The 15,861-nt window shown below is 50.7% G+C and carries 17 protein-coding genes; all 17 read right to left on the reverse strand.

Annotated features, from left to right (window positions below; translation table 11 throughout):
• Positions 1–53: 53 nt before the first annotated feature.
• Positions 54–1,049 carry an iron ABC transporter permease gene (locus IPG80_RS08935; RefSeq protein ID WP_345105411.1) on the reverse strand — a complete coding sequence of 332 codons (996 nt, stop codon included), beginning with the start codon at positions 1,047–1,049 and terminating at the stop codon, positions 54–56.
• Positions 1,050–1,122: 73 nt separating this feature from the next.
• Positions 1,123–2,106 (reverse strand): cobalamin-binding protein, encoded by a 984-nt coding sequence (locus IPG80_RS08940; protein ID WP_345105414.1) that lies wholly within the window; start codon positions 2,104–2,106, stop codon positions 1,123–1,125.
• Between the two features lie 303 nt (positions 2,107–2,409).
• Positions 2,410–3,762, reverse strand: a complete 1,353-nt coding sequence (locus IPG80_RS08945) for an NAD(P)H-binding protein (protein ID WP_345105417.1) — start codon at positions 3,760–3,762, stop codon at positions 2,410–2,412.
• Positions 3,763–3,828: 66 nt separating this feature from the next.
• Positions 3,829–5,865 (reverse strand): FAD-dependent oxidoreductase, encoded by a 2,037-nt coding sequence (locus tag IPG80_RS08950; RefSeq protein WP_345105420.1) that lies wholly within the window; start codon positions 5,863–5,865, stop codon positions 3,829–3,831.
• A gap of 38 nt (positions 5,866–5,903) precedes the next feature.
• Positions 5,904–6,590 (reverse strand): hypothetical protein, encoded by a 687-nt coding sequence (locus IPG80_RS08955; protein ID WP_345105423.1) that lies wholly within the window; start codon positions 6,588–6,590, stop codon positions 5,904–5,906.
• Between the two features lie 133 nt (positions 6,591–6,723).
• Positions 6,724–7,500 (reverse strand): class I SAM-dependent methyltransferase, encoded by a 777-nt coding sequence (locus IPG80_RS08960; protein WP_345105425.1) that lies wholly within the window; start codon positions 7,498–7,500, stop codon positions 6,724–6,726.
• A gap of 35 nt (positions 7,501–7,535) precedes the next feature.
• A complete protein-coding gene (locus IPG80_RS08965; RefSeq protein ID WP_345105427.1) occupies positions 7,536–7,739 on the reverse strand; it encodes a YwbE family protein in 204 nt (67 codons plus the stop codon).
• 11 nt (positions 7,740–7,750) lie between these two features.
• Positions 7,751–9,223: a hypothetical protein gene (locus IPG80_RS08970; RefSeq protein WP_345105430.1), complete on the reverse strand. Its 1,473-nt coding sequence runs from the start codon at positions 9,221–9,223 to the stop codon at positions 7,751–7,753.
• Positions 9,224–9,232: 9 nt separating this feature from the next.
• Positions 9,233–9,550 carry a YciI family protein gene (locus IPG80_RS08975; RefSeq protein WP_345105433.1) on the reverse strand — a complete coding sequence of 106 codons (318 nt, stop codon included), beginning with the start codon at positions 9,548–9,550 and terminating at the stop codon, positions 9,233–9,235.
• Between the two features lie 92 nt (positions 9,551–9,642).
• Positions 9,643–10,143: a DinB family protein gene (locus IPG80_RS08980; RefSeq protein ID WP_345105435.1), complete on the reverse strand. Its 501-nt coding sequence runs from the start codon at positions 10,141–10,143 to the stop codon at positions 9,643–9,645.
• A gap of 202 nt (positions 10,144–10,345) precedes the next feature.
• On the reverse strand, positions 10,346–10,633 hold the full coding sequence (locus IPG80_RS08985) for a GIY-YIG nuclease family protein (protein ID WP_345105631.1): 288 nt from the start codon (positions 10,631–10,633) through the stop codon (positions 10,346–10,348).
• 118 nt (positions 10,634–10,751) lie between these two features.
• A complete protein-coding gene (locus IPG80_RS08990; protein WP_345105438.1) occupies positions 10,752–12,146 on the reverse strand; it encodes an aminotransferase class V-fold PLP-dependent enzyme in 1,395 nt (464 codons plus the stop codon).
• A gap of 139 nt (positions 12,147–12,285) precedes the next feature.
• Positions 12,286–13,044 carry a fumarylacetoacetate hydrolase family protein gene (locus IPG80_RS08995; protein WP_345105441.1) on the reverse strand — a complete coding sequence of 253 codons (759 nt, stop codon included), beginning with the start codon at positions 13,042–13,044 and terminating at the stop codon, positions 12,286–12,288.
• A 66-nt stretch (positions 13,045–13,110) separates the two neighbouring features.
• Positions 13,111–13,596, reverse strand: a complete 486-nt coding sequence (folK, locus tag IPG80_RS09000) for a 2-amino-4-hydroxy-6-hydroxymethyldihydropteridine diphosphokinase (protein ID WP_345105443.1) — start codon at positions 13,594–13,596, stop codon at positions 13,111–13,113.
• A 12-nt stretch (positions 13,597–13,608) separates the two neighbouring features.
• Positions 13,609–14,448 carry a hypothetical protein gene (locus IPG80_RS09005; protein ID WP_345105446.1) on the reverse strand — a complete coding sequence of 280 codons (840 nt, stop codon included), beginning with the start codon at positions 14,446–14,448 and terminating at the stop codon, positions 13,609–13,611.
• A gap of 100 nt (positions 14,449–14,548) precedes the next feature.
• Entirely contained in the window at positions 14,549–15,016 is a 468-nt protein-coding gene (locus IPG80_RS09010; protein WP_345105449.1) for a YbaK/EbsC family protein, read from the reverse strand.
• Positions 15,017–15,193: 177 nt separating this feature from the next.
• Positions 15,194–15,859, reverse strand: coding sequence for an endonuclease III (nth, locus tag IPG80_RS09015; RefSeq protein WP_345105451.1), 666 nt, complete (start codon positions 15,857–15,859; stop codon positions 15,194–15,196).
• Between the last annotated feature and the right edge of the window lie 2 nt (positions 15,860–15,861).

A 15,861-nucleotide genomic window follows, 5' to 3' on the forward strand; every position in this document is an offset into this window, starting at 1 on the left:
GTACATGGGGACGATTTTCCTCCGTGCTCTGTGTGTTCTCTGATATATGTTTTTTACCAAAGTCCCTGGGTTTTGGTGCGGCGCAGGATCCATAAAAAGAATGGCGCGCCTGCCAGAGCTGTGACGATGCCCACGGGGAGCTCCTGCGGTGCAAGTAATACACGCGCGATGACATCTGAGATCAATAGCGCGGTCGCCCCGCCAAGGATCGAGAGCGGGATCAAACGGCGATAATCTCCGCCAAACCATAGGCGCATGATGTGCGGAACGACCAAGCCAACAAAGCCAATGATCCCGGCGAACGAAACTGCCGCTGCTGTTGCCAGCGAAGAAGTGATGAGGATGATCTGTTTGGTGCGATTGACATTCAGCCCCAGTTGCTGTGCTTGTTCATCACCGAATTGCATCAAATTGAGGGCATGTCCATACAGGGTAAGCGTGCCCAAGCCGATGATGAGGTATGGCAGCATGACCAGTACAGATGTCCAACCAAGTTGGATGGAACCGCCCATCAACCAACTCATGGCGCGGCGCAGTTCACCGTCTGAACGCAGCATCAGGAATGACATCAATGATGTGGCGAATGAAGAGACAGCTACACCTGCCAGGATCAAGTTTGTCACCGGTGCCGTTTGCCCGATGCGTGCGAGAAAATAAACGAAAGAGACGGTCAGCAGCGCGCCGATAAATGCTGAAAGCGGAATTGCCATCAACCCCCAGAATGAATAAGACCATTGCATAGACATTGTCACTACCGCGCCCAATCCAGCACCGGAAGCGATGCCGATCAGAAATGGGTCAGCCAGCGGGTTGCGGAATAAGCCTTGATATGCTGCGCCGCTTCCACCCAATGCCATGCCTGTCATCGCGATCAAGACTGTACGCGGCAGACGTATCTTCCATAAGATGTTCTGTGTCAGTTCCGTGCCTTGCCCTCGAATGGCGGATAGGATCTCACTCATCGGCAAAAAAACAGACCCAATCGCCAGACTTAAGAGCAAGGCGAATAGAAAAAAAAGAATGGAAGAGAGAAAGGGAAAGCGGCGCATAAAAAATATAGCGAGGGTGTCCGTCTCTGCCTGACAAATAGTTTTTATTTGCTGAAACGGACGCCCTTGCAAATTATTGATTGATCACCAAATCAGGATGCAAGACCTTTACCAATTGTTCCAACCCATCTACCATGCGCGGACCGGGACGGCTGGCGAGATTATCGTCGAAGGCAAAAATTCTGCCTTCTTTCACAGCGCTCAGGTTTGCCCAACCAGTTCGTTCGGCAATGGATTCGATCGTCACGCCATATAGGGTGTCGCCAAGCAGGATGATATCGGGGTCTTGTGCAACGATCTCTTCTGCGCTTATTTGTACAAAGGGGTCGCTTAATACGCCGCCAATATTCTCGCCGCCAGCCATGCTGATCATCGTATCCATAAATGTACCCGGGCCAGTCGTCCAGGGTTTGGAAGGATCGCTGCCATCGATCTCATAGAAAACGGTTGGCTTTTCAGTAACATTTGCGACTGCAGAATTCACAGCCTCTACTCGCATCTTAAGTGAAGCAGCCAATGTTGCAGCTTCTTCTTCGTGCCCGGTGATCTTTCCAAAAAGTTGGACGTGTCCGTACAGATCTTCATAAGTAAGTACATTGGCGAGGTAATACACAGTTAACCCCAAGCCTTCCAATTCGTTAACCTGTTCAGGGGTATTGATCTCTGCAGCCAGAACTAGATCCGGTTCAAGTGCAAGAATGACTTCTGTATTCAAACCACCGTATGCTGAACCAATGCTGACAATATCCGCTGCTTCGGCAGGGAAGTCTGAAAGTTCATCGCGTCCGACCAACTGTTCGCCAGCGCCTACGGCGAAGACAAACTCTGTCAGTGACGGGGCAAGGGTCACGATGCGTTGTGCCGGGGCAGCAAGAGTTACCTCGCGCCCAAGACCATCCGTTAAAGTCATGGGACCGTCAGTGACAGCCTCTGTTGGCGCTTCGGTGGCGCGAACTTCAGTGGCAGCCGGTTCAACGACCGGTGTGGTTTGAGGCGCCGGAACACATGCTGTGAGCAGCGCGATCAACAAGGTCAAAACAAAAATCTTACGAATCATCTTATCTCCTGATATGTATTTAATAACGATGTGCCTGTTTGGTATCTGGGTGTGAATCAAAATCCCCAGCATAGGCTGGGGAGGGGAGAGGCAATCCTGTTGGGACCCGTTCTCCACCTCCTTTCCGCGAGAAGTGGTTGAACCGATCAGAGCGGGCGACCTGGCTTGGGTAGTTTGGCAGCTTGATAATGGTGTAGTTTGGTGGTTCAACTACTCAACTATTGCACTGTTCAACTATCTTTACAGTTGCGCGACAGCGCCGGGTTTTCACCGGACTTCGCCGCTTGCTGATCGTATATAAAATCATTGTACCACTGCTTTTTTTGCAATGGTCTCAAGCAGTCCGCGAAAAAGATAAGTGTGAACGGGCGCGAGCAAATACCAGTATAAAAATCCGCCCAAACCATACGGGGCGAAATAGGCGGTTTGGATCAACAAGCCTTCTTCCACGCGCCATTCCATCCAGCCTTTGCCGGGAGAGCGTAGTTTCGAGTGAAACAAAATCATGTTCTCGTTCTGAAAATCCACCTCGTAAAAATCGCTCTGTTTTCCTTCCAGTGCGCCGCGTAATTTCCATAACCAATTGGCGAAGAGCCAATCTTTATTATTATCAAAGCGTTTTACGACATTCAAAATTTTTTCTGCATGGATGTCTACTTTCATTGCGCGCTGGTCAATGAAGAACCCCTCGTGTTTCAGAACTTTGACGCCGCTCGAGCCGTCTTCCCATACCCGTTCTATTCTCAGTGGATGCAAACGCTTCATGGCTTCAGTGATGGCTGATTCGTAGTCCATGAGTTTTACCTCAGGGAAAGTTTTTTCTGCCGTGTCATGCAAGATCATACTGTCACTCGAAAGCCCGCCGACGAGTGCATGCGCAATGGGATATGGCACAGGCGTCATCAGATCAATGCCAAATGCCATGAACCAGACCGGCACATAGGGCAACAGGAACATGCCGCGCTTAAGTCCACGTGCCTTGGCATACATTTTCATCAAGTCTGTGTAAATGAAAACCTGTCGCATCCCGATCTCGAATACACCGCCGCGTCCATTGGAATTGGTCAATGCTGTTAGAAGATAGTCAATGACGTTCTGAACGGCGATCGGTTGGGATTTGTTCTTCAACCAAATGGGACCGGGGATGATCGGGAATAACTCCGTCATAAAACGGATCATCTCAAAAGAGATACTGCCTGAGCCCGCAATAACCCCTGCGCGAAATTCCGTCACCGGCACGCTGCCTTTTCGCAGGGTTACACCAGTTTCAATGCGAGAGCGCATATGCGGAGCAATGTGTTGCTCCGGGTCGGCAAGCCCGCCAAGATAGATGATGTGCTCCACGCCCGCTTGCTCTGCGGCTTGAGAAAAGTTGTGAGCCGCCAGGGTTTCAGCTTCGGTATACCCATGTCCACGTGACATGTTGTGGATGAGATAGTATGCCGTCTGCACGCCTTGCATGGCGGCTGCAAGAGTTTCCGGTTCCATCACATCGGCACGGATCATTTCGACCTGCTTGTACCATGTACGTTTTTTGAGGCGTTCCGGGTGGCGAGCCATTGTGCGAACACGATAGCCTTTTTCGAGCAATTGCGGGATGAGCAGGCTGGCAATGTAACCCGTCGCGCCGGTAACAAGGATGAGAGGGGAAGGCATGGAGTTTTCTTTCGCATTTCACTTTTCATGCTTCACCATGCGAAGTGAAACGTGAAGAGTTAAAAACTATCTCTCTATTTTAAATGGCGCCACATCGGGGTCAATGACTTCGTCGAATTCTCTGGCAGCGAGGTGACCGCTAAAGACGGCTTGGGCGATGATGTTGGGCGCTTCAGCGTCGCCGATGAGGCGCAGGGACTTGAGCCGACCATCCGCAAGGGCGGGCTTGAGTTCGTGATACAGACTGTCGTTGGGGATTCTATCTGTGACCATGACGATGGCGTCACAGGCGAGAGATGTTTCAGTGTTGGTAATTGTATGTGTGATGGCAGCCGTTGTCGGAGAGAAGGAGGCGAGAGCGTGATACGGAAGAAGAGTCACATTCAGGCTGAGGAGGCGTTTGTAGATTCGGCTCTGTTCGAGGGTGTATTCAGTCCATGCTGAGATGGTAGGCGCAGGTGTAACGAGCGTGACCTCACATCCGTTTGTGGCAAGTAATTCTGCCAACACGCCGCCCATGTAGTAATGGTCGTCGTCGTAGATGAGAACTTTGCCTGTGGGGAGTTTTCCGCTCATCAAGTCATCGGGCGTGAAGACATTGCCATTGCCAGGGAGGGGACGCGAATGATATCGCCCCATGCCATCACGCCTCCAGGTGGAACCGGTGGCAATGATGATATGCGGCGCGCCAGCTTCGAGCGCATCTTCCACTGAGACTTTGCTGGACGGATAAAAGAAAACGTTTTCGAGTTTTTGAATCTGTGTCAGACGCCAATCAATGACACGCCGCCATTCGATCAGATTTGGAAGTTGTGACTCGAGCAGCACACGCCCGCCCGCCTCACGCTTCGCGTCGGTGAGAATGACTCTGTACCCGCGCTGACCTAACGCTCGAGCCGCTTCCAACCCTGCGGGTCCAGCACCGACGATTAGAATTTCTTCTTCTGATTTTTTGGGCGCAATGATCTCTGGATGCCAATCGCGGCGGAACTCTTCGCCCATGGTGGGATTCTGCGTGCATCGAATGGGAACGAAACGGGTATCGCCGGTGACGCAGATGTTACAGCCGATGCACTCGCGAATATCTTCGTGCCTGCCTTCCTTGATCTTGGTCGGCAGGAAGGGGTCGGCAATGGAGGGGCGTGCCGCGCCGATCATGTCCATGATGCCGCGCTCAATGGCAGAGACCATGCTATCGGGTGAAGTGTAACGTCCCACGCCGACGACGGGTTTTGTGGTCAGTTGTTTGACGAAGGCAATATATTTTTCCTGGTGACCTTCCTTCCCAAAACGCGAAGTAATGGAATCGTTCTTCCATGAACTGATGTTAACATCCCACAAGTCGGGCAATTCGGCGAGCATACCAACGATGTCACGTGCTTCACCGTCATGTTGCATGCCTTCTGCGCCAAGGAGTTCGTCTACAGCGAAACGTACCGCCACAGCACAAGTGTCGCCAACAGCCTCTTTGGTATCTTCGATCAGTTCGCGGAAGAAACGCACCCGGTTTTCAAGCGAACCGCCGTATTCATCAGAACGGTCATTATCTTTGGATAAAAGATGAAATGCAAGCGTCAAGTTATGCCCGGCATAGCAGTAGATGATGTCGAAGCCTGCCCGTTTGGCGCGGATGGCGGCATTGCGATGCCATTTACGGATTTGTTTGAGATCATCTTTTGATGCGGAGCGTGATTGACCCGGTTCATAGCCGCTGCCACCGACCAGTCCGCGTGAGGCGAGGTCGAAAGGAGCTGCGCGGGTGTAGAGGTTCGAGGCGTCGCGTCCGTTGTAAGCTAATTCAATGCCAGCCAGTGAGCCGTGTTTATGGACGGATTCAGTCATCAACTGCAAGGAAGGAATGTCGGCATCATCCCAAATGCGTCCTTCGAAGAATGGCGAGAGATCGCTGGTGTAGTGAATTTCCGTTTCCTCAGTACAAACCACGCCCCAACCTCCTTCTGCTTTCATACCGCGCATGGCGGCGAGTCCCTTGGGCATGCGCCAGCCAAAGCCGTTGCAGTGCGGCACTTGATAGAAACGATTCGGCGCAGTCACAGGTCCGATCTGGATAGGCTGAAACAAAATATCGTAACGGGAGGTCATAAATGATTCCTTTAATCAAATGGCAGTTGTCATTTGATTTATTCGCAACTTTGCAGAGCGGGGAACAAACTGTAGGAATACTGTTCCATTAAGTCTGGCGACTGGATAGGCAAAACGATCATGAAGGTGATGATGCGATTGTTCGTATCATTCACCGACCAGTAACGGACGTTATACTCCACGCCTTGGTCCACGGCGATGAATTCATACAAACGCAGACCATTGTTGTTGCGGCATTCGGTCACGTACTGATAGCTTTGATAGTTTCCAAAGATGATGTTCCAGCCATCCGTGTTAAAAAAGGTGTTCAAGTCCGGTTCTTCGTACCCGCACGGAAAGATATGTAATTCGAGATTGACAATGGCTGGGATCAACGCGCTATACCACGATACTTGGACAACATCATTGGTGACCGTGTAGGTGCGTTCCCAATCGCCGGTTTCAAATAACCTACCAGAAAATGCAAGCGCACGGTCAATATCTGCCTGCATAGGTGCTGAGTCGATGCAGACCGGCGTTGCTAGAGTGACGGGTTGGTCAGTGGGGGCAGCCACAAGCGGAGTCTGCTCGAGCGGCAGATTGCTTGCTTCTGTAGAGTCTGGAGTTACTTGAGTAGGGGTCGGGGGAATCAAGTCTGGCAGGTCCGCAGTCGGCGAGGCAGGTGCGGAAGGTCCGCAGGCGCAGACTAAAAATAAGATGACAGACGATAACAGGATCTTTTTCATGGATTTTCCTCTAGGTGACTAATTCGAGGCGAGTATAGCATGCGAATTAAAAATTGCCCGGTCTAAAAGACCCGGGCAATTCGCTTCTCTCTATGCTCTTGCTTGAGTTTACCCCAACAAACCGTAGGCTGCTTCAAGGTTTGTATCCCAGGAACATCTTGACGTGAATGTCTGAGCGAAAGATGATCCGTTCATCAGCTTCTTTTTGCCTTTCGAGCGCCTCCATGATGCGATTTAAACCGGTTTGATACTCCTCTTCCTTCAACAGTGCCAACTGTGAGGTTGCACTGTGCTTGAGGAATGGGTCTTTCAACACGGCATCGCCGATATGCACGTTTTGAATGTGCTCCACTGTTTTGTCAGCTATCTGGCGAAAGCCTTCCTGTTCCATCCATTTGAGAACGGCTTGACCTGAAGGATAGCGGCGCAAGTCTGTATCGTAAACGGTATCGAAGTAATCATAAATATACCAGTTGGAGGAGCCTTGGTGCGGGTCATGCCCGATGATCGCCAGCGCGCCGCCCGGTTTGAGCAGACGATACGCTTCGGCAATGAATCTGTGATGATCTCCGAAGTGATGGATGGCATCTACGCAGTAAACAAGGTCAAAGGTGGCGGAACGCAGCGGGAGATGTGTACCCGTTCCACGGGTCAGATGAAGAGGCGCAGGTTGGTTCTTTGCCTGTTGGATCATTCCCATGGAGTAATCCAACCCGTATAATGCCGCACCTGTCTGGTCAAGCAGGTTTAGCCAGAAGCCGGTGCCGCTGCCAACTTCCAAAAGGGTTTTGGCATTCACCTGTTGGGCAAGTTCAAGAAGTGCCTGTCCACGTTCCCATGTTTGAGAAGCAGGATAGCGTTGATTGTATTGAGGTGCGATCTGATCGTAATTTAGTTTGGGCGTGGTCATGAGGTATTGATAACATGACATGCTCTGGAATTACTTTACGAAGGCTGTACAATTTCCTTAACGCGCCCTACTTGCCCATCTGTGAGACGAACTTTTATGCCATGCGGATGGGTGGGTGAATTGGTCAGCAGGTCTTTGACAATCCCTTTGGTGAGCTTGCCGGTGCGTTGATCCTGTTTTAGGACGATGAGTACGGTCATGCCTGGTTTGATGGCGGAACGGGTCTGGTTGGTTTGCATGGATGCGAGCCTTATGTTATGGAACGGATATATGCTTCAAGTGCACCAAGAATGATACTGATAAATTGCCATTGGTTATATGCCAGTAAGATCAGAAAGACCAGCATGCCCGCCTGAAAAAAACGATTCCTTGCGAATGGTGCCAACCCGAAGGCGATGAAAAGGATCAGGGCGTACGTCCAATCGGGCGAATAGAGGAAAAGCTCCTGACCATAGTTGACATGGACGAAAAAATTAAATAAAAGGCACAACAAAAGGGAGAAGGTCAGGTCGAGTTTGCGGGTGCGGATCAAGTTCCATAGGAAGACGATTCCAGAAACAGTCAGGATCAGCGCCCAAATAATGACGAGGATCTGCCCGAGCCCATCATAGCTGGTCTGGTGGAAGGTGCCGATCGAGATCTTATAAAAACGGAATTCAGGGATCGTGCTGCCCACTTCATCTGTAAGGACAAATACTTTGGGGGCAATCACACTGTAGAGCAGCATGGTCCGCACTAGATACATCAGCCGCCCAATGATGAACCACTCGGGCATCTTGAGAATATCCAGAAAGAACTTTTCTTCGGTCTCAATATCTGGTGTAAGGAAGAAGAGTTTACTGGCAGGATACGCCAAAGCATGCAAATAAGTGAGTGCCAGCGAGACGGCGATCGTCCATCCGGTGAAACGCAGGATATCTCTCAGACGTGGGCGGATGACGATAAAACTGAGAATATTCTGAATTAAATTCGTGAGCGTGATACCGAAGGTGAGTACACCTCCCGCTGCCAGGGCGAAGATGGAACGATCCTTTTTCTGGAGGATCACAAGGAATAGCAGCAAGGCAAATGCCGAGAAGATATATGTTTCGATCACACTGCCAAAAAAGAAGTGTGAGGCGCTTAATCCAAGCAGGGCTGCCAGAAGGAAGGCGTAACTCCGGCTCTCAAATTGACGTTTTACGAAGATCCACATCAGGAACACGCATGCACCACCCACCATGGCATTGAACAGGATTGCCGAGAGGGTTGGGTCTTGTGTGAAAAGGTTCAGGGAGCGCCCAAAGGGTTGGAAAATAAAATAAGTGAAAGGATGCGGACCGCGCATCTCGAACTCTTTGACGTCGGGTGAGGAGATGCGCCGCATCCACGAACCTACATCGGCATCGAAAAGATTGTCCACCTGACCCACGCCAAAGTTATTTAATGTTGTGCCGAAATACAGATACACGAGCATGAAAAGCAGAGCCAGGATGATCCCCGGCGCATTTTCACGCAAGGCATTCATACTTAACCAGGATAGATCCAGCTTAAGGTCAAATTGAATGCCATCGATCCACAGAAAAAAGAATATCCAGGTCAGGGCACAGGTCAAAAAGAACAGCATCAATATCTGATCGACAGCGGGGCGTTCGCTCAGATTGAAAAGAAAGTATGTAATTCCATACGAGACTGCAAAACAAGCCGCGGCAATGAAAATAAACCCGGTAACTTTTTTAACCATGAAAATATTTTATCCTTCATGCTCCATGGCTGTCATCCATGGGCGGATTTCGTACGTAAGCAAGCCGGAGATCACTGCAGGGTCTTCGGCGGCAAAGGTTTCGATCTCCTCAAGAGTGACATCTTTGGTTGTGACCATCATGCCGCCGATATCCGGCAAGAGAAAAGGTCCGCCAAGTTGAAGTTTGCCTTGCTGGTGAAGTTTTAAATAATGCTGCACATGCGCGTTCACGCCTTCTTGTTGGCGATAGTCCACACCGGTTTGCCACTTGGGTCCGGGTTTGTGGAGCACAACAAATCGAATGGGGCGTGTGGGTTGATCGGTCATGGTGTGTTTTCCTTTTTTTTTCAGAGAATGGGTGGATCAATCTGGAAGCATACTCTCTCAGGTTTTGTTGCGCACCATGCTGGCGGAGTGTTTTAACGAGCCTGGTATTTGTTGAGAAAAACGGTAAAGTCCAGGTCGCCGGGGGAGGCGTTGAAACTGGTGAGAATGGCGGCGGCTTCACTGCGATGTTGTGTGCCGTGGTTGACCACATGGTAAAGACAATGCCACAAGATGCGGTCACGTTCTGCGCCATTATCAGCAGTATATTTTTTGTGACTTTCCATGTCTTCATCGCTCAACCCGTTGAGATAGGCGCGCATGGCTTCTTCTTCCATGTGAAAGCGTTCGGTGAGAGAAGTAAGGTCGGGGAATTCTTCAGGTTTGATCTCGTCGCCGAATTTATTTTCCTCGAACAAGCCACGCCAGCCATACTCGGCATCAATAATGTGGACGAGAGTCCCGCGCAAGCCGCCGAAGGGATATTCCCCCGGCGCGAGGAATTGTTCTTCGGTCACTTTTGCCGCGGCGGCAAGGATCTTTCCGCTTGCCCAGTAGTTGTATTCGTACATGAGGTGGACGTTTGAGATGTTCATGGTGTCTCTCCTTTGTGTATTGTGTCATTCTGCCTGTACCGTACGACAGGTACGCGTGAGCCGCGTTCTTGTCTTTTGCGGCGACGAGTCTCTGGCATGGCAAAGAGTCTTGCACAAAATGGTAGAGATCCTCACCGCACTGCATCCGCAATGTGGTGCATGTGTCGCCTATCGGCTCAGGATGACACACTGCTTAGATTTGCTAAATATACCAGTCCAAACTTAAATCCTTCCATTGAGGATTTACCGACTCAATTAACTCGATCTTCTTCGAACGCAACCAGCCTTTGATTTGCTTTTCACGTGCAATCGCAACATTCACATCATTTGTTTCTTCGTAATGGACAAGACGGTTGACATTGTACTTAGTGGTAAACCCTTCGACGAGTTTATTTTTATGCTCATAAACACGCCGTTCAACGTTGTTGGTCACGCCTGTGTAAAGAACACGAGAATTGCTTGCCATGATGTAAACATAGTACTTTTTTATATACCCGCCTTTTTGTCATCCTGAGGGAGCATGCTCTTCGCGACCGAAGGGTTTCGTAAATTATCGTAGAGACGCTTTCCCCTTCGGGGACGTGGCGCTATTGCTCAGCAAGACAGCCTTAACTCAACAACCCTCTCGAAAATGTCAGCAAGGCTTGCACGTCGTTGAAGTTTGTGAACGGTCCCACCGAGATGCGTACAGCGCCGGAGGATTTACCGTCGATGCACAGGCGGAAGTCGTCGATGGTCATTTTGTCTTTGTGATCGGGCGAGGTAAAGCACACATCCAATTCCACGCGGGAGATGCCGAGCGCCACTTCACCTGCGCCGGGGTTGCAGAAACAGCCAGTGCGCAGCGAGATATTGACCTTGTTGGCTTCGCTTTCAACGAAGCGATGGTCGAAGGCTTTGCCGTTCTTGTCGTAGAAGTTGACCGTGACGGCTCCGCCTCTGCCTTCAGTGGAGTTGGGTCCGAACAACCGAACCAGCGGCTCGCCCGTGCTGTGTTTCATGGACGTGAGATTTTCCAACAGCCAGCCTGTGAGCGTTTTGACACGTTCACCGATGACTTCATAGCCAATGGACTCGATATGCCTGAGTCCAATCTCAAGCGCGGGGATATTCAGATAATCAAGTGTGCCATCTTCAAAGGCAGGTGCGCCTTCGGCGAGATAATATTTATCGCCTTGAACGGATGCAACGGTGATCGTCCCACCTGCGAACCAGGGACGATGAAGTTTTGCCAATGCGGATTTTCTTGCGATCAGTGCACCTAACCCGGTTGGGTAGCCGAAAATTTTATAGAAGGAGATCGGCACAAAATCAGGTTTGACCTTGCTCAGGTCCAGCTTGCTGGTGGGGACGTAGGCAGCCGCGTCGAGCAGCACGTCCCAGCCGTGGGCGTGAGCTTTCTCGATCCATTCGAGGGGATGCTTGACGGAGGAGAAGTTCGATTGGGCGGGGAAAGCAAACAGGTTATGACCAGACTTGGAAGGGCGAGACAGTTCGAGGTCCAGTTGTGAGGCGTCGACTCGCATCTCGGGCAGCATGACGGGAATGTAGGTCACCTCTGCGCCGCGGGCATGCGCGAATTCGCGAATCCCATTGACGGAGTTGTGGTTGTCGAAAGTGAGGAGGTAGCGTCCGTTCGGGAAGGGGTAACTCTCGCCGACGAGTTTGAGCGCGCTGCTGGCGTTGGATGTGAAGATGGCGAGATATTCGTCCGGGTCGGCGTTGAAGAATTTGAGGATGTAGTCGCGTGTACCTTCGACTAGGTGGGTGGCGGCTTGGGATGTGGGGTTGGAGGAATGCGGGTTACCGAAGACATTCAGTTTGAGAAGGTCATAGTGTTTTTGGATTTGCGACTCGGCATAAATGCCGCCACCGGTGTAATCGAAATAAACATGCTCACCCGAGTCGAGTCGGGCATAGTCAGTTTTACGCAGGTCGTCTATTTTTTGGGTTTGTTTGTAAGCGGGATATTTTTGCAGGAAGGTTTCGAGTTCGGTGGACATACAAGACTCCTTCATTCAATTTAACCACAAAAAGAGCAGCCAATGTGTTCTAGGCTTAAATAAAAAATCCACGAAGTTACGGATCGGCACGAAGGTCTTGCGCTTCGTGAAAATTCGAGTCCTTCGTGGATGCTAAATCTTAAGCCTTGACCGGATTACTCAACTTCCCCAGCCCCTCGATCTCTACATCGACAATATCACCGTTCTGTAGTTCACCAACACCGGCGGGCGTGCCCGTGAAGATCAAGTCACCCGGCTCGAGTGTCATGACCGATGAAATATACGCAACGAGTGTGCCGACGTTGAAGACCATGTCTCGTGAAGAAGCCATCTGGCGCATCTGCCCGTTGACGCGGCAGGTCACCACGGCATCGGATGGGTCGAAGTCGGTATCGATCCATGGACCGAAAGAGCAGAAGGTGTCGAAGCCCTTGGCGCGCGTCCATTGCCCATCTGTTTTTTGCAGGTCACGGGCGGTGACGTCATTGCCGATGGTGTAGCCGAAGATATATTCCTTGGCATTCTCAGCAGTGACGTTCTTTGCACGTTTGCCAATGACCACCACCAACTCACCTTCATGTTCCACCTGCTTGGACTGTGCCGGGAGCACAATATATTCACCTGTGGCAATAATGGAAGAGGGCGGCTTTAAGAAGATAAGCGGGATCTTCGGTACTTCATTACCGAGTTCTTTGGCGTGTTCCACATAGTTCCGTCCCACGCAGACGATCTTGCTTGGTTCACAAGGCGCGAGCAGCTTCAACTCCTTGAAAGGAGTCCGTGCTTCACGGCGGCGATATTCGCCGAAAAGATTGCCTTGCACTTCGCCAACTTTATCTTCCAATATCCAGCCGTAGGTGGCGGCGCCTTCAGGAGTTTGATAACGGATGATTCGCATACTATCCTTTCGGAAGACGACTGACAATAGACCATTGAAAATCAGCCATCGTCTATCGTCTAATGACTACTTTCCTTTATATTCGTTGATGTTCAGCCGGTCTACATCCAATAACAATTCGCTGATGGTTTTCCCAAGGGTTGGGTGTACCAGGTCGGGTGCAATGTCATTCAGCGGCACCAGCACAAATCCACGGTGGTGCAGACGTGGGTGCGGGATGATCAGCGGCGGCGTGTTCAGGATCACATCATCGTAGAACAACACATCGATATCGATCACGCGCGGACCATTCTCAAAGCTGGGTTCGCGCCCAAGTGCAGATTCGAGCCGTTTCAAATGGCTGAGCAAATTCTCCGGCTCCATATAGGTTTCTACCAGCACCACCTGATTCAAAAATGGCGGCTGATCGGCATAGCCCCAGGGCGGAGTTTCGTAAACCGGCGATTTCTTTTTGACCTCCATTTGAGGCGGCAGGTTCGAAATGGCGTTCTTTAAATTTGAAAGGCGATTCCCTATATTGCTTCCAAGGGCAAGGTATACGATGTGATCCATGGTGAAACCTTTCTATAGAGTGTGTTCGTCGTAGTGCTCCACAATATCTGCGGCAAGCCAGTTTTCAATGGTCGGGATTTCAAAGGCGCTCTCAGGTAATCCGCGCACGAGGTCGATCAATGCAAGCCGCTTCTGCTCAAAAAGTGTCCGTAGTTCGGCATCACTGGTTCCCTGATATTTTGCCACGATTTCTGCATTGTACGCATCCGTATTTGCCGGACCATCGTACACGAACCCCGGGTCTTTCAGCGCACCCTGTACCGCGATCACACCCTCTTCCCACCATGCAAATGCATGTGCCAGCACATCGCCAAAACGCGACAAACCTTCTTTTTTCAAATACTCTTCTTTTTTATCGGATGCATCGAATTTTGCCGGTAATGCTTTCCATTCATGTTCAAGCGTATCCAACGTAAGGAACTTGCTCAATGCGACCAGATGTTCGCGGGCATGATGGATGAAGACGCCGTTGAGCCGTCCCTGAATGCGACGATCTTCGAATGCCGCTTCGTTCATGGACCTCAGATCTGCTGCGGCTTTCTGACGCGTTTTCTCAAAGTGAGCCAGGAACTCGGCTTCGTCCCAGTCTTTATATTTTGCAACCGCTTCCGCGTTAAAGGCATCGAAATCGTATTTTTTCTTTTCGAACTCACGGTTCTCGGCAATTGCCAGTACGATCGGCATTACATCTTCCCACCAGGCAAGGATGTGTGCCAGCATGTCTCGAAAGCGTTCATAGCCTTGATTGCGCACACGCTTCGAGCCGTCCAGTTCAGGGAGGCGATTAAAGCGCTCAACATATCCTGCCCATTCGATCTCAACAAAATCGATCACGCGTTGTTTATAGCTCATTGTTATTCTCCATTTTTTTTGACCGAAGACGATAGACTACTGATTATGGACGATAGATGCCCTGCGGTCTACGGTCTATCGTCCATCGTCTGAAATATTTTCACTCAAACAATTCTACAACGTCCACATTCCCCAAAGCCTTCTTCAAGTCTGCGCTCTTGATAATGACCGCTGTATCACGCATCCCTGACCCAATGGATACTTCCTCTTCTTGTAAGACTCCCGTTTCGATGAACATCCGCACTGGTCTCAACAACCCAAACGGACCCACCGTCCCGATGCGATAGCCGGTAACTGCCAGCACTTCTTCTTCGGTTGCCATCGTGATACGTGATTTACCCAGCAGCTTCCGCAAAATTTTCCACGAGATCTGCCCCGGTCCTGCCACGAGGGCGAGCGCGAACTCATCCTCCGTCACGCGGAAGAGGATCGTGCGCACAATTTGCGAAGGGCGCTGACCGCGGTCACTGGCGGCTTTCTCGAACGAATCCACCGGCGTTTCATGACGAAAGATTTGGTGGGGGATATTTAGTTTCTCTAAGGCGATGCTGACAGGAGGCTGGTTCATAGGTTAGTCAATTATACCTTTGGCATTTCTTCAAATCCGAAGGATTGATAGGATTATAGATTGGTAAGATGAAAATAACGAACCCCGAAGGGGTGTCATAAATCTAGAATTATGACGCCTCTTCAGGGTTCCATTTTGTTTTATGTCTTTCTAAATAATTTCATCCCTTCGGGATTTTTATTTTGTTTTCTCTTTGAAATCGCACAAATGCTTGACCGGGCATTGCGGGCACAGCGGCTTGCGAGCACTACATACCTCACGTCCCAGGCGGATGATGTTCAAGTGTGCAGCGTAATACGCCTCTGGCGGGAAGACCGCTTCGAGATGCGGGTGTGCCTGCTCCAATGTCATCCTCTCGGGGCGTAGACCGAGGCGACCGGTCACGCGGTAGACATGTGTGTCTACAGGGAAGGCGGGAATGCCTAATGCGAAACATAAGACGATCGCAGCAGTTTTCGGTCCGACGCCGTTGAACTTCGTCAGCCAGGCACGGGCTTCTTCGGTCGGTAGACCCGCTAAAAAGTCCAGGTTGAGCGAACCGCGTTCCTTTGTAATGGCGCGCAGCACCTGCTGAATCCGCGGACCTTTTTGATTGCCAAGTCCCGCCGGGCGGATGGCGTCGATCACATCCGTTTCGTTTGCATCGCGTACGATCTCCCAAGTGGGGAAACGTTTGCGCAAGGCTTCAAAGGCGCGGTCGCGGTTCACATCATTTGTGTTTTGCGAAAGAATGGTGGAGACGAGTTCATCAATGGCGGGCAGAGGATTGCGCCAGATGGGCTCGCCAAAGACTTTTAGCAGAGTTTCATGGATTTGCAAGGCACGTTGTTTTAGATCAGTCATGG

Origin of the sequence: Candidatus Villigracilis vicinus (assembly GCF_016702885.1) — a bacterium.
Lineage (GTDB): Bacteria > Chloroflexota > Anaerolineae > Anaerolineales > Villigracilaceae > Villigracilis > Villigracilis vicinus.